Source organism: Rhizobacter sp. (assembly GCF_035702065.1).
Classification (GTDB): Bacteria; Pseudomonadota; Gammaproteobacteria; order Burkholderiales; family Burkholderiaceae_C; genus Rhizobacter.
This window is the reverse complement of the sequence record NZ_DASSRA010000182.1, coordinates 1-14,080: the sequence shown is the minus strand read 5'-3', so window position 1 is coordinate 14,080 and position 14,080 is coordinate 1. Positions and strand designations below refer to the sequence as shown.

Annotated in this window: 9 protein-coding genes; 4 read left to right on the top strand and 5 right to left on the bottom strand. The window is 70.0% G+C overall.

Annotation, left to right across the window (positions count from 1 at the left end):
* Positions 1 to 1,479: elongation factor G (gene fusA / locus VFL64_RS08600; RefSeq protein ID WP_489539964.1), on the bottom strand; the 1,479-nt coding region annotated here is incomplete at its 3' end.
* Between the two features lie 253 nt (positions 1,480 to 1,732).
* Here fusA and VFL64_RS08595 point away from each other — a divergent pair.
* Entirely contained in the window at positions 1,733 to 2,158 is a 426-nt protein-coding gene (locus VFL64_RS08595; protein WP_489539963.1) for a GFA family protein, read from the top strand.
* On the opposite strand, the gene VFL64_RS08590 is transcribed toward VFL64_RS08595, so the two are convergent.
* Positions 2,155 to 3,390, bottom strand: a complete 1,236-nt coding sequence (locus VFL64_RS08590; protein ID WP_489539962.1) for an MFS transporter — start codon at positions 3,388 to 3,390, stop codon at positions 2,155 to 2,157. The two genes, VFL64_RS08595 and VFL64_RS08590, sit on opposite strands and share 4 nt — an antisense overlap.
* 144 nt (positions 3,391 to 3,534) lie before the next feature.
* Here VFL64_RS08590 and VFL64_RS08585 point away from each other — a divergent pair, with 144 nt between their 5' ends.
* Complete coding sequence (locus VFL64_RS08585; protein ID WP_489539961.1) at positions 3,535 to 4,095, top strand: GNAT family N-acetyltransferase; 561 nt, start codon at positions 3,535 to 3,537, stop codon at positions 4,093 to 4,095.
* A gap of 1 nt (position 4,096) precedes the next feature.
* Here the strand turns inward: VFL64_RS08585 and VFL64_RS08580 are convergent, their stop codons facing one another.
* Positions 4,097 to 6,697, bottom strand: coding sequence for a winged helix-turn-helix domain-containing protein (locus VFL64_RS08580; RefSeq protein WP_489539960.1), 2,601 nt, complete (start codon positions 6,695 to 6,697; stop codon positions 4,097 to 4,099).
* A gap of 159 nt (positions 6,698 to 6,856) precedes the next feature.
* Between VFL64_RS08580 and VFL64_RS08575 the strand changes: the two genes are divergently transcribed.
* On the top strand, positions 6,857 to 9,709 hold the full coding sequence (locus tag VFL64_RS08575; RefSeq protein ID WP_489539959.1) for a YncE family protein: 2,853 nt from the start codon (positions 6,857 to 6,859) through the stop codon (positions 9,707 to 9,709).
* A 71-nt stretch (positions 9,710 to 9,780) separates the two neighbouring features.
* Here VFL64_RS08575 and VFL64_RS08570 read toward each other — a convergent pair whose 3' ends face one another.
* Both VFL64_RS08570 and VFL64_RS08565 read right to left on the bottom strand, forming a co-directional pair.
* Positions 9,781 to 11,034 carry an SO2930 family diheme c-type cytochrome gene (locus VFL64_RS08570; protein ID WP_489539958.1) on the bottom strand — a complete coding sequence of 418 codons (1,254 nt, stop codon included), beginning with the start codon at positions 11,032 to 11,034 and terminating at the stop codon, positions 9,781 to 9,783.
* 71 nt (positions 11,035 to 11,105) lie between these two features.
* Positions 11,106 to 12,539, bottom strand: a complete 1,434-nt coding sequence (locus tag VFL64_RS08565) for a parallel beta-helix domain-containing protein (RefSeq protein WP_489539957.1) — start codon at positions 12,537 to 12,539, stop codon at positions 11,106 to 11,108.
* A 207-nt stretch (positions 12,540 to 12,746) separates the two neighbouring features.
* Between VFL64_RS08565 and VFL64_RS08560 the strand changes: the two genes are divergently transcribed.
* The gene (locus tag VFL64_RS08560) at positions 12,747 to 13,769 is read left to right on the top strand and encodes an AraC family transcriptional regulator (RefSeq protein WP_489539956.1); all 1,023 of its coding nucleotides are present in this window, start codon (positions 12,747 to 12,749) and stop codon (positions 13,767 to 13,769) included.
* The last annotated feature ends 311 nt before the right edge of the window (positions 13,770 to 14,080 follow it).

Sequence of the window (14,080 nt, the reverse complement as noted above, 5' to 3'; positions counted from 1 at the left end):
GGCGCCGCCGGTCTGCTTCTTGTGGCGGTGGTGGCCTTCGGCCAGCGTGGTGATGGTCTCGCGGTAGGCGATGCGCGGCACGCGCGTCACCACGTCGCAGTGGTGCACTTCCTTCATGCGCTCGATCAGTGTGCGCAGGTGCAGCTCGCCCAGTCCGTAGACGATGGTCTCGTTGGTGGTGGCCACGTGCTCCATGCGCAGGCACGGGTCTTCGTCGACCAGCTTCTGCAGGATCTCCCACACCCGCTGCTCGTCGCCGCGCCGCTTGGGCTCGATCGCGAGGCCATGCACCGGCACCGGAAAGGGCGCGGGCTTCAAGTGCAGGTGATCGTCTTCGGCGGCGTCGTGCAGCACGGCGTCGAAGTGCAGCTCGTCGACCTTGGCCACCGCGCACAGGTCGCCCGGCACGCCGCGCGGCACCTCCACGTGCTCCTTGCCCTGCAGCATGAAGAGATGGCCCACCTTGAAGGGCTTGCGCCCGTCGCCCACAAAGAGCTGGCTGTCGCGCGTGACCGTGCCCTGGTGGATGCGGAACACGCCCATCTTGCCCACGTAGGGGTCGTTGGCGATCTTGAACACGTGCGCGATCACGTGCTGCGCGGGGTCGGTCTGCGCCTGCATGGGCCGGGCGGCCTCGCCTTCGCCCTTGAAGAACTGCGGTGGGTTGCCTTCGGTGGGGTTGGGCAGCAGGTGCTCGATCACGTCGAGCAGCTCGGGCACGCCTGCGCCGGTGCGTGCCGAGACGAAGCAGATCGGAATGAGGTGCCCTTCGCGCAGCGCCTGCTCCAGCGGCGCGTGCAGCTCGCGCGGGTCGACGTCGCCGTCGTTGAGGTAGCGGTCGACGAAGGCCGCATCGACCTCCACCACCTGCTCCACCAGCGCGCGGTGGGCCTTTTCGACCGACGAGAACTGCGTGGGCCGCGCCGGGTCGTCGATCGAATTGAAGAAGCAGTCGACCACCGCGGCCCCCTTGGCCGTGGGCAGGTTGAGCGGCAGGCACACCTTGCCGAAGGCGGCCTGCAGGCGCTCGACGAGTGCGCCGCAGTCGACGTCCTGCGCGTCGATCTTGGTGACGACGATGAGGCGGCACAGGCCGCGCTGGCCGGCCCAGTCCATCATGCGCAGCGTCATCTGCTCGATGCCCGACTGCGCGTTGACGACGATGGCCGCGGTGTCCACCGCTTCGAGTGCCGAGAGCGCGTGGCCGGCGAAGTCGGCGTAGCCGGGGGTGTCGATCAAATGGATGAAGGCCTCGCCGTGCGTGAAGTGCATCAGCGAGGCCTGCAAGGAGTGCAGCACCCGGCGCTCCATCGGGTCGTGGTCTGACACGGTGGTGCCGCGCTCGACCTGGCCCGGGGCGCCGATGCTGCCGGTGCGCACGAGCAGCGCCTCGCTCAGGCTGGTCTTGCCCGCGGCCGTCTGGCCCACGAGAGCCAGGGTGCGGATGCGGGCAATGCCCGGGGGGGTGGAACTCGACATGCCGACACCTCCGGCGCAGCGCGCGCCAACGACTGGAAGGATCCGGAAACGAGTCCTCGCGCGGCGCGGGCGCCACGGCGGGGGCCATGGGGGCATAGCCTACGGGATCGGCCCGCGCGAGGCAATGCGCGTCTTGCCCCGGTCGCCGGCCCGGCAAAAGACCGTCACACACAGGGGTGTCCCGACCGGCCTACGATCTCGCCGCAGTGTCGTCCTGCCGCCCTTGCCACCTCACGGAAACACGAGGCACCCCATGCTCATCCACGGCCGCTGCCACTGCGGGAACATCGCCTTCCAGCTCACCTGGGAACCCGAACCCAAGGAGATCCCGGCCCGCGCGTGCGACTGCACGTTCTGCGTCAAGCACGGCGGTGTCTGGACCTCGTGCAACACGGGCACGCTCGACGTGACGGTGAGCGACCCGGCGCGCGTGTCGGCCTACCGCTTCGGCACGGAGACGGCGCTCTTCCACATCTGCGCACGCTGCGGCGTGGCGCCCGTGGTCACCAGCGAGATCGACGGGCACACCTACGCGGTGGTGAGCGTCAACGCCTTCGACGGCGTGGACCCCTCGCTGCTGAAGCGCGCCGCGGCCTCGTTCGGCGAGGAGGACGAGGGCGCGCGGCTGGCGCGGCGCCAGAAGAACTGGATCGCCCGCGTCCGCTTCAACCAGGCCTAGGCGGCCGCTGTACCCGCGTTCGGCAAGCCCGCCGGCGCACGCCGCGGGAAGTTCACCATGATCGCCGCCCCGGCCAGCCCGACAGCGAGGGAGCCGATGTACATCCACGCGTAGCTGCCGTAGCGGTCGAACAGCCAGCCGCCGAGCAGCGGGCCCAGCGCCATGCCCAGGCTGGAGACCATGGTCGCCGCCCCCAGCACCGTGCCGAGGATGCGCGGCCCGAAGGCTTCGCGGGCCAGCGCCGCGTAGAGCGGCATCACGCCCCCGTAGGCTGCACCGAAGACGAAGGCCACCGCGTAGAAGCCTTCGAGGCGGTTCACGAGCAGGTACGAGGCCGCAGCGAAGGCCTGGACCAGCAGGCCCGCCACCAGCACGCGCTTGGCGCCCAGCCGGTCGGCGGCCACACCGAAGAGCAGGCGCCCACCCAGCCCGGCCACGCCCTCCATGCTGTAGATGGTCACGGCCGACACCATGGGCAGGCCGCAGCCGATGGCGTAGCTCACGGTGTGAAAGATCGGCCCGGAGTGCGCCGCACAGCACGCGAAGTAGGCGGCCGCCAGCACGATGAAGGGCTTGGAGCGCAGCGCCTGAGCGGCCGACATGCCGCCGCCGTCGGCCGCCGCACCCGGCATGCCGCTTGCTGCGAGCGCCGGCGAGGCGCGCACGAACCACACCGCCGGCAGCAGCAGCACCCACGCACCGACGCCGATCGTCAACAAGGCCTCACGCCATCCGTACAGGCTGGTGAGCCAGCCCGCCAGCGGCGCGATGGTCATGGGTGCCACGCCGACACCGGCCGACACCAGCGCGACCGCCAGTCCGCGGTGCCGGTCGAAGGAAGCGGCCGTGGACGCGATGATGGGCGCGAAGAACGCGCCGGCCGCCACACCCATCAGCATGCCGAAGCAGAGCTGGAACGCGAGCAGGCTGCTGGCCCGGCTGGCGAGCACGCTGGCCAGGCCCAGCAGCACCACGCCGATCCCCACCACCGGGCGCGGGCCGATGCGGTCGCTGAGCGTGCCCCAGCCAAAGCCGGCGACCCCCATGCTGAGGAAGGCGAGCGTCATGGCCGAGGAGATGCCGGCGCGCGACCAGCCCGTGTCCGCGCCCATCGGGCCAAGGAAGACGGCCAGCGAGAACAGCGTGCCGATGGCCACGCAGGTCATCAGCGCGCCGGCGGCCACCAGCGCCCAGTTGCGGTCGGTGGCAAGGGAAGAGGAAGCAGAGGTCATGGGCGTTCCTGGTAGTTGGTGCACATGAAGACGAACGACGCCAGGCGAAATCGACATCGACCCTCACGACATGCTGCACCGGCCTGCCGAGCGGGCATGACCCCAGGCACACTCACCAGCCACGCACGCCTTTCGCCGCGCCCCATGATCGAACTCGTCACGCCCAACCCACACCACCTCGCCAGCTACACCGCTGCCTTGCAGCGCGGCTGGTCACCCAACAACGAGCGTGGTGCGGCGGCCATCGCGGACGAGCTGGCGCAGATCGAAGCCGACCCGCAGTCGTTCCTCGCCTCGCTCGACGATCCCGAGGCCGCTGGCCGCCCCGTCAAGACGCCCGACGGCTCGGTCGTGCCGCGCCTGCCGGGCTTCGTGCGCTGGATGTGGGACGGCGCCTTCGCCGGCAGCATCGGCCTGCGCTGGCAGCGCGGCACGCCAGAGCTCCCGGCCTACTGCCTGGGCCACATCGGCTACTCGGTCGTGCCCTGGCGGCAGCGCCGCGGCTATGCCACGGCCGCGCTGCTGGCCATGCTGGACGAAGCGCGCCGCCGAGAGCTGCCCTACGTCGAGATCACCACCGACCCCGACAACCTCGCCTCGCAGAAGGTGATCCTGGCCGCGGGCGGCTTGTTTCACGAGCACTTCAACAAGCCGCCGCAGTACGGCGGCAAGCCGTGCCTGCGCTACCGCGTCGACCTCACCTGAGCTACACCAGCTTCAGCTCCCGCGCCCGCACCAGCGCACCCACGCGCGTGCCCACGCCGAGCTTGGCGAAGATGTTCTTCACATGCCACTTCACGGTGGTGAGCGAGATCTGCGCGCGGGCGCTGATCTGCTGGTTGTTCAGGCCCTGGGCGATGAGCACCAGCACCTCCAGTTCGCGCGCGGTCAGCGCGTCCACCGCATGCGCCGCAGCGGGCGCCTGGCGCGGCTCGCTGCGTCCGAGCGCCCCGCCGAAGACGCGCAGCACGCGCTCGGGCATCAGGCGGCGCAGCGGCGGCACGTCGAGCGCAGCGATCAGCACCTGGTGGAAGCGCGGGTTGTCGTCGAACCAGCTGCGCGATGGGGCGTGGCCGCGCGCGCGAATGAGTGATTGCTGCAGGCACTGCAAGGCCTCGTCGCGCGCGCCGGCTTCCCACAGGCTGCTGGCCAATGCCGCCTCCACCGCATGCAGGCGCAGCACGTGGCCGGCGGCCTCGGCGCTTTCGCGCAGCACCTGCAGCACGGCCTGCGTCTCGGCATGGCGCTGCTCATGCGCCAGCAAGGCGGCCAGGCTCAGGCCGCGGCGCTCCCAGGCTTCGTCGTAGGGGCGCGCATGCTGCCACTCGGTGGCGTCGAGCGCATCGAACTCGGCCAGGCAGCCGCGCGCCCGCGCCACCTCGCCCATGGCCAGCCACAGGCGCACCTTGTCGAAGCACACCTGCGCCGCGAGGCGCTTCTCGTGGCTGCCTTCGACGACGCCGTGCAGGTAATCGAGCAGGCGCATGGCGGCCTCGTGCTCGCGCTCGGCGGCGCGCACGCGCGAGAGAGTGCGCGCCGAGGCGGCCAGCGTCTCGTAGGTGCCGCCGGCTTCCACCAGCGGCAGCAACTCCTCGCACAGCACGCGTGCTTCGGGCAGGCGGTTGGTCTCGTAGCGCACCACGGCGAGCGCGGTGGCGGCATTGGCCCAGGCCGCGTTGCGCGGGCCGTTGCGCAGGCCGGCCCACAGCTGCTCCACGCGGCGTGAGGCCGAGCCGAAGTCGCCCTTGGCGCGCTCCACCAGCGCGAGCACGCTGCTCGCGTAGCCGTCGCCATAGGGGCTGATGGGCTGCAGCACCTCGCGCGCGCGCATGGCCAAACGCCAGGCCGGGTCGAAGCGGCCGACGCAGAACATGGCGTAGGCGCGGTTCACCAGCTGCAGGCCGCGCAGCTGCGCATCGACATCGGTCTCGTCGGGCAGCGGCGGCTCGTCACCAAGCGCCTCGTGGTCGCCGCTCATCGCCTGGATCATCTGCTGCAGCGTGCGCCGGTGGTAGGCCGGCGCGGCGGCGTCTTCGTCCATGCGGCGCAGCATGGCGCGCGCCTGGTCGAAGCGGCGGCACAGGATCAAACAGGTGGTGTAGGCCACGCCCAGCGCCGGGCGGGCATGCAGCTGCTCGGGCGGCAGGCGCTCGCTCCACTGCACCACCTCGGCGATGTCGCCCGACTGCTGCCAGCGCAGCGCGGCACGCTCCACCAGCTCGGCGCACCAGGCCATCTGGCCCGAGGTGAAGGCGTGCGCCAGCGCCTCGGCAAAGCGCCCCTGCGCCGCATACCAGCGGCTGGCGCGTTCGTGCAGGCGGCGCTGGCGCGCCGGGTCGGCGGCCAGGCGGCTGCGCAGGAAGCCGTGGAACAGCGGGTGGTAGCGAAAGGCCAGGCCGTGGCTGTCTTGCGCGGTCACGAAGAGCTGCGCACGCTCCAGCCGTTCGAGCACGGCCTGCGCGCCGTCGCGGCCAAGCAGCGCGTCGCACAGCTCGCCGGTCAGCGTGTCGACGACGGCGGTGCCAAGCAGGAAGTCCTGCAAGGATTCGTCTTGCTCGCGCAGCACCTCGCGTTCGAGGTAGGCGGACATGTCGACGTGGCCGCCGTCGAAGTCGGCCAGCGCGGCGTCGATCTCGCGCGGCCGTGCGGCCACGGCCAGCAGGCCGAGCTTCACACCGGCCGTCCAGCCTTGCGTGGTGTCGAGCAGGCGCTCGGCCTGGGCGCGGCTCAGCGGCTCGGTGACCAGCTTGCGGCCGAGTTGCAGCACCTGGGCGGCGTCGAAAGCGAGGTCATCGCCATCGAGCACTTCGAGTTGGTCACGCAGGCGCCAGCTGGGCAGGTTGAGCGCGGGCAGGCAGCGCCCGGCCAGCACCCAGTGCACGCCGGGCGCCGAGGCGGCGAGCAGGCCGTCGAGCAGGCGCAGGCAGGGGGTGTCTTGTGCGCGGTGGATGTCGTCGATGACGATGAGCAGGTCGCCACTGCGTTGCGCGAGCACGGCATGCAGGGTTTGTGCGGAGGGGTCGGCACCGGGCGCCACGAGTTCGGGCGACGCGGCGGCCAGGCTGGCGAGCAGGCGCTCCGCCAGCGCCTCGGGCTGAAGCGGCCCCGCCAGCGTGAGCCAGGCCGCCGTGCGGCGCTGCCGGCTGCGCCGGAACCACTGGGTGAGCAATGTCGTCTTGCCGGCACCGGCCGGGGCAGCGACCACCGCCAGCCTCAGCTTGGAGGCCGCATCGAGCCGGGCCATCAAGGCCGGGCGCGGGACGCTGGAGGGCGCCAGCAGAGGAGGCTCGGTCGTCGTGTCGGACATCGCGGGCGGCGGGGGGAGGGGAACCCCGGAGGCGCGCGAGTGTAGCGCCCCCTACCAGCGTAGGGGGCGCGGGAAGACACCCCTCCCTACGATCCCTCCGCGATCCGGCGCTGTCTGTCGGGCGCACACCACAAGAGAGAGACAAGGAGACAAGACACCATGCAAGCGCATCCCCCCACACCCCACCGAAGCCGGCCGCTGGGCCGGTTTCTGCTGCCTTTGTTGAGCCTCATCTCGGCCTTGCTGGCCGGGCCGGCCGCGGCTCAGGCGCCGAGCTTCGCGCAGTTCGAGAGCGGCCCGGTGCGGCCGATGGCGATCTCGCCCGACCGCACGCGCCTGTTCGTCGCCAACACGCCCAACAACACGCTCGACGTGTTCAACATCGCAGGCAGCACGCCGCAACTCATCACCCGCGTGCCGGTGGGCCTGGAGCCGGTGGCCGTGGCCGCGCGCAGCGGCAGCGAGGTGTGGGTGGTGAACCACCTGTCCGACAGCGTGAGCGTGGTCGACCTCAGCGGCACGCCGCGCGTGGTGCGCACGCTGCTGGTGGGCGACGAGCCGCGCGACATCGTCTTCGCCGGTTCGCCCGAGCGCGCCTTCATCACCACCGCCCACCGCGGCCAGCAGCGCAGCGACCCCTCGCTCGCCGGCGTGCCCGGCGCGGGTGACCCGCAGCTCACCACGCCCGGCATCGGCCGCGCCGACGTGTGGGTGTTCAACCCCAGCAACCTGGGCACGAGCTTCGGCGGGTTGCCGCAGCGCATCCTCAGCTTCTTCAGCGACACGCCGCGCGCGCTGGCGGTGAGCCCGGATCGGAGCACCGTCTACGTGGCGGCGTTCAAGTCAGGCAACCAGACCACCAGCGTGCTGCAGCCGCTGGTGTGCCAGGGCTTCGTGCCCTGGCTGCCCTGCATCGGCCAGAACGGCAAGATCATGCCCGGCGGCAACCCCGGCCCCAAGACCAACTTCGAGGGCAAGAAGGCACCCGAGACTGCCTTGATCGTCAAGTACAACAAGGCCACCGGCAAGTGGGAAGACGAGCTCAAGCGCAACTGGAACAACGCGGTGCAGTTCAGCCTGCCCGACCGCGACGTGTTCGCCGTCGACGCCAACACGCTGGCACAGAAGGCCGCGCACAGCGGCGTGGGCACGGTGCTGTTCAACATGGTCACCAACCCGGTGACCGGCAAGATTTACGTGTCCAACACCGAGGCCATCAACGAGGCCCGCTTCGAAGGCCCCGGCACCTACGCCGGCCACACGGTGCAGGGCAAGCTCGCGCAGACGCGCATCACGGTGATCTCGGGCTCGACCGTCTCTCCGCGCCACCTCAACAAGCACATCGACTACTCCAAGCTGCCGAGCAACCCGAGCTTCGACTGGACCATGAAGAACCACTCGCTGGCCATGCCGCTGGAGATGGCGGTCACCGGTGACGGCCGCACGCTCTACGTGGCGGCCTTCAGCTCCAGCCGCATCGGCGTGTTCGACACCGCCGAGCTGGAGAGTGACAGCTTCAACCCGCGCACCGCAAGCGCCCGCTACATCGAGGTGGGCGGCGGCGGCCCGAGCGGCCTGGTGCTCGACGAAGCCCGCGGCCGGCTCTACGTGACCACGCGCTTCGACAACGCGGTGAAGGTGGTGGACCTCGCCACGCGCGCCACGCTCTCGTCCACCGCGATGAAGAACCCCGAGCCCGCCAGCGTGACGGCCGGGCGGCCCTTCCTCTACGACGCGCGCCGCTTCTCCGCCAACGGCGAGGCCTCGTGCGCGAGCTGCCACACCTTCGGCGACATGGACGACCTGGCCTGGGACCTCGGCAACCCCGACGACCGCGTGACCAACAACCCCATCACCAAGAACCTCGCCTCCGACCTGGAGGTCGCGCTCGGCAAGCTGCTCTTCGGCGTGACCTCGCCCATCAACGGCAGCGACAAGCCCAACGAGTTCCACCCGATGAAGGGGCCGATGACCACGCAGACGCTGCGCGGCATGCGCAACTCCGGCGCCATGCACTGGCGCGGCGACCGCGCCACCGGCATCTTCGGCAGCAGCGGCACCGACAGCAACCTCTCGTTCAAGAACTTCGCGGTCGCCTTCGAGGGCCTGCTCGGCGGCACCGCGCCGCTCTCCGAGGCCGAGATGCAGACGTTTGCGAACTTCCAGCTCCCGGTGATGCTGCCGCCCAACCCGATCCGCAAGCTCGACAACTCGCTCACCGCCTCGCAGCAACGCGGGCACGCGTTCTACACCGGCTCGCGGCCGTCCGACGGCATCGACGTGGGTGCGCTCGGCGGCCTCATCCCCAACCAGACGGCCTTCACCTGCGAAGGCTGCCACCGGCTCGACCCGTCGCAGGGCTTCTTCGGCACCGGCGGGCGCGCGAGCTTCGAGGGCATCACGCAGATCGTGAAGATCCCGCAGCTGCGCAACATGTACCAGAAGGTCGGCATGTTCGGCTCGCCCAAGGTGAACTTCTTCGGCGCGCCCGACACCGGCTTCGTGGGCGACCAGGTGCGCGGCTTCGGCTTCGTGCACGACGGCGCGGTGGACACGCTGTTCCGCTTCTTCACCGCCAAGGTGTTCGACCCGCAGGCCACCGTGGGCTTCCCCAAGGACAACCCCGACGGCACGCGCCGCGACGTGGTCGACTTCGTGATGGCCTTCGACAGCGACCTCGCGCCCATCGTGGGCCAGCAGATCACGCTGACCTCGGCCAACGCCGCAGCGGTGGGCCCGCGCATCAACCTGCTGCTGCAGCGCGCGGCCACGCCCTTCGTCTCCAAGGAGCTGGGCGGTGCGACGACCGAGTGCGCGCTGGTGGCACGCGTGGTGGAAGCGGGCGTCTCGCGCGGGCTGGTCTACAACCCGGCGGCCAACGCCTTCGTGGCGGCCGATGGCAGCCAGCGCAGCGACGCGGCCATCCGCGCACTGGCCTCGGTGCCGGGGCAGGAAGTGACCTACACCTGCACGCCGCCAGGCTCGGGCGCACGCATCGCGTACGACTCCTGAGTTCGGTTCGGGCGCAAGAAGAAAGAGCGAGGCGCCCTCGTGGGGCGCCTCGCTTCGTCACACTGGCCCGATCAAGGGCAGGCGCTCAAGCCGGCACCGGTGGGTGACGCCGTCGTCAGGCTGTCGATCCAGCTCATGATGAGCGTGAGGGCCTCGACGTGGTTGGTCTGGCGGCCGAACACCGGCATGGTCTGCCCGGCACCGACATGGCTCATGCGGTACAGCAGGATCGACGAGGCCGAGCTGCCGGGGTTGATGTCGTAGCGGTAGCCCGGCTGCCCGGTGCCCACGTAGGCCAGCGGCAGCTTGCACACGCCCCAGGTCGAAGGCTGCGGGCTCTGGAAGTCGGAGAGCGACAGCAGCAGTCCCGACTGCGACGCATAGCCGCCCGCCTGCCCTGCGCCGGAGCTGCCGTTGTGGCAGTGGCCGCAGTTGACGTCCAGGTACGCGGCCGCGCGCTCCGACAGCGTCTTGGTGCCGTCCTTCCAGTCCACGCCCTGCGGGGCCGTGGCCGGCGTGCCGCCGAAGCCGTTGAGCAGGCCCAGGTCGTTGAGGTGCGTGAGCTGGTTCTTCACCACGCCGTTGCCGTAGTCGTAGTTCTTGTTGAGGTTGCGCACCTTGGGGCCGATGGGGTCGGCCGAGCCGCTGCCGTGCGTGCTGGTCGCGTGGCAGTTCTGGCAGGTCTGCGTGTTGGGCACCACGTAGTAGAAGTCCTGGTGCGTCGCGGGCGCGGTGCTGCCGTCAACGAGTTCCATCTGGATGTACTCGCCGTTGGGCGTGAGCGTGGCGTCGCGCTGGTCGGCGTCCCACACGTAGGGGATGCCTTCCCAGGAGCCGTCGGCCTTGCGCACCAGGAAGCGCGTCTCGACGAGCCGGTAGTTCGCGAGGCTCACCGTGCTGCCCTGCACCGCCTGCGTCTGCTGCGCGACCGCGGGCAGGCTGCCGGAGGCCGTGGCCTTGGGGTAGTAGAAGGTCTTGACCAGCACGCTGCCGACGGGGAAGTCGAGCAGGCCGCCGGCCGCGTTGTAGTTGATCTTCTGCCCCGTGGGCACGTAGATCGCGCGCAGCTTGAAGGCGTAGTCGGTGAACAGCGCGGAGTTGAGGTCGTAGGGGACGAGCGGGCTGGCGAGCGACACGCTGTCGGCCGCCAGGTCGAACATCTTCCAGGCCGACAGCTTGGTCGGCGCGTTGGCGAGGCTGAACACCTGCGGGCCGGTCGCGGCCGGCGGGTTGCTGCTCGGGGCGCTGTCACCGCCTCCACCGCCGCAGGCGGCGAGCGCGGCGGCCAGGGTGGCGGCGAGGCTCCATCGAAGAATGCGTTTCATGGGCTATCCAGTGAAAGCGGGCGCCGCTGGGGGCGCCCGCGAAAGGTCAGTCGAAGATCAGATGCCCGCCATCAGATGCCAGCCGGCAGCGTGACGGCCGGCAGCGTGATGGTGCAAGCCAAGCGCGTGGCGTTGGCTCCGAGCGGCGCGAAGAACGGCGAGTCCGACAGCCCGGCTTGCGAGATCAGCGAGATGAGGTTGATGTCCATGTTCTGGTACGCCGCCGTCGCGCTGGTGGCACCGCTCGGTGTGACGGTGTTGTTCTGCGAGCAGACCTGCAGGTTGCCGCCGTAGGCGCCCAGGCTGCCGTCCGCGAGCGGCGCGGTGGTGGCCGTGGCCGCATCGACGATGCCGTCCCACAGCACGGCACCGAAGGCGGCGGGCATGCCCGCGCCGCCCAGGCCAGCCAGCACGCCCTGCGTGAAGGGGCCGAGGCCGGCCGGGTCGGCGAACGCACCGCCCGGGTTGCTGCCGAAGTTGCTGATGCTGTTGTGGTGGATGGACACGCCACGCGTGTACGGGTCGTAGCCCTTGCCCTGGCTGTCGCGCAGGCCCCCCACGCCCGTGAGGTCGATGCCCGCACCGATGGCCGTGACGGTCAGCACGCCGGTGGTCAGGTGGTCGGCGATGGTGTTGCCGCTCACCTCGACGTTCTGCGACGCCAGGATCATCACGCCGGTGCCCGGCGGGATGGTCAGCACGAGGCCGGTCGCGTTGGCGGCCGGCGGCAGGTTGTTGCCGCTGATGATGTTGTTCACCACCTTCACGTCGGTGGTGTCCAGGAAGCGCGTCGGGCCGGTGAGCGCGAACACCAGGATGCCGCCGGTGTTGTTGTGCACGTTGTTGCCTTCGACGATGGCGTTGTGCGAGTTCTCGATCTCCACGCCGGCCACGTTGTCGTGCACGTCGTTGTAGCTCACGCGGATGTTGGTCGACTGGCCCACGTACACGCCTGCATCGCGCGTGCCCGCCACGATGCTGTTGGTCACCTTGACGTTGTCGCTGCCGACCGGGTACAGGCCGTAGGCCATGGTCGAGGTGTTGAGCGGGTCGGTGGTCCACTCGGCGCGCAGCGTGTCCATCACCACGGTGTTGGACTGCGCCACGAACACGCCGTTGCCCGAGGCGTCTTCCACCGCGAAGTTGCGCAGGGTCAGGTTGTTGGCCTGCGTGGCCGACAGGCCGTTCTGCGTGAGCGCGTTCTTGAACGACAGGATGGTGGCGCGTGAGGGGTCGTAGCCATTGCCCGCGCCCACGATGGTGATGCCGTTCTTGTTGGCCAGCTGCAGCGGCCCGAGCAGCGAGTACTTGCCGGCAGGCAGCGAGATGGTGCTGCCGTTGGCGGCCGCATTCAGCACCGCGTTGAGGCCGGTGGTGGTCATCTGGCTGGCGCTCACGGTCACCACGTTGGCGGCGGGCGCCGGGGCATCGTCTCCACCGCCGCCGCATGCGGCGAGGACGGCGGCCACGAGGGCGGGAACGCTGAGCTTGGCTAGCTGCTTCATTCAATCTCCAGAACTGTTGGCTGTAGGATCAGCGCCGCGCTTGTCGCGCGATTCGCATGAAGGGCCATGATCTGGCGGCGAAGCGCGCGCCGTATCGGCAATCGGGGACAAAACATTGACCGATGAGGACACTAAGGTTCCTACGGAGGCTTGATCGATTCAGGGTCTGTTCACACCACACCGGCCCTGGCACGAAAAGGTTAGTAAATGGCGCATTTGGTCAAGGCCGATGAACTGAACGGGTACGAGGAGTTCGCGCGCTCGCGCGGCCTCGACCCCGCCGCCGAATTGGCCGCGGTGGGCTTGTCGGGCGCGGCGCTGCGCGAGCCCGATGGCTACATCCGCTTCGTCGCGTTCTCGCGTCTGCTGGAGAACGCGGCCGCGCACTCGGAGTCACCCTTGTTCGGCATGGAGTTCGTGCGCCAGCGCGGCTTCCACGACCTCGAAGGCCCGCTCTCTCTGGCGCTGCGCCATGCCAGCACGCTCGAAGAAGCGCTGGCGCTCGGCGTGCGCTACGACTACGTGTACGGCTCGTCGATGCGCCTCACGGTGGCCCCCGCGCGCGAAGCCGATGCGGTGGACCTGCTGGTCGAGCCCAAGAACATCATCGGCACGCACGAGCAGGCCACCGAGTTCTGCCTCGCGCGCATCGGCATGCTGGTGGACTGGTTCAGCGGCAGCGCAGTCGGGCCGGAGTCGGCCTCGTTCGCGCACCCGGCGCGGCGCCCGCCGCGCGACTACGCCGCATTGATGGGCTGTGCCTGCCACTTCGATGCGCCCACCGCGAGCCTGCGCTTCGCGCGCGCCGCGCTGGTGCAGCCGCTGCCGCACAGCCACCCGATGCTGTTTCGCATGTGCCTGAGCTTTCTCGAAAGCAACTTCGGCGACAAGGAGCGCACCGTGGCCACTCGCGTGCGCACGCTGATCAGCCAGTGGCTGCCGGCCGGCCCGGTGACCATGGCCCAGGTGGCCGAGGGCCTGGCCATGCACCCCAAGACCTTGCAGCGCCGGCTCGACGAAGAAGGCCACACCTTCGACGGCCTGCTCGACCAGGTGCGCAAGGAGCGCTTCGTGGAGGTCATGCGCCGCCCCGACCGCCCCGCGCTGGCCGACGTCGCGCACATGCTCGGCTACTCCGACCAGACCGCGCTGTCGCGCGTGTGCAAGCGCTGGTTCGGCGTCAGCCCGGGGGCGTATGCGGCTGGGGTGCTGGAGGAACGGCCTCAGTGAAGGGGTGAGCGGCGCGCGGGCGTGTCGCGTCGTGGACGGGCGAGGGCGGTTCGCGGCGGCCTCTTCGGATAGTTCTAGGTCCTGGAAAATGCGTAGGAGTGGCGGGTGTGCAGCGGGTGCGGCCGCACGGGTTCATGGAGTAGACGACAGTAGTCGGTCGCAAAGCGGCCCTTAAAGAACTGCGCCGGCTCACCGCTTGGCAGTCTGCTTACCAGCGCACAGCCGACATCGCGGGACATCGCGTGACATCGCGAAGCTTCACCAAGTGAATGACCGCTATGCCGCGGAATCAACTGGCGCTGTCGACCCTC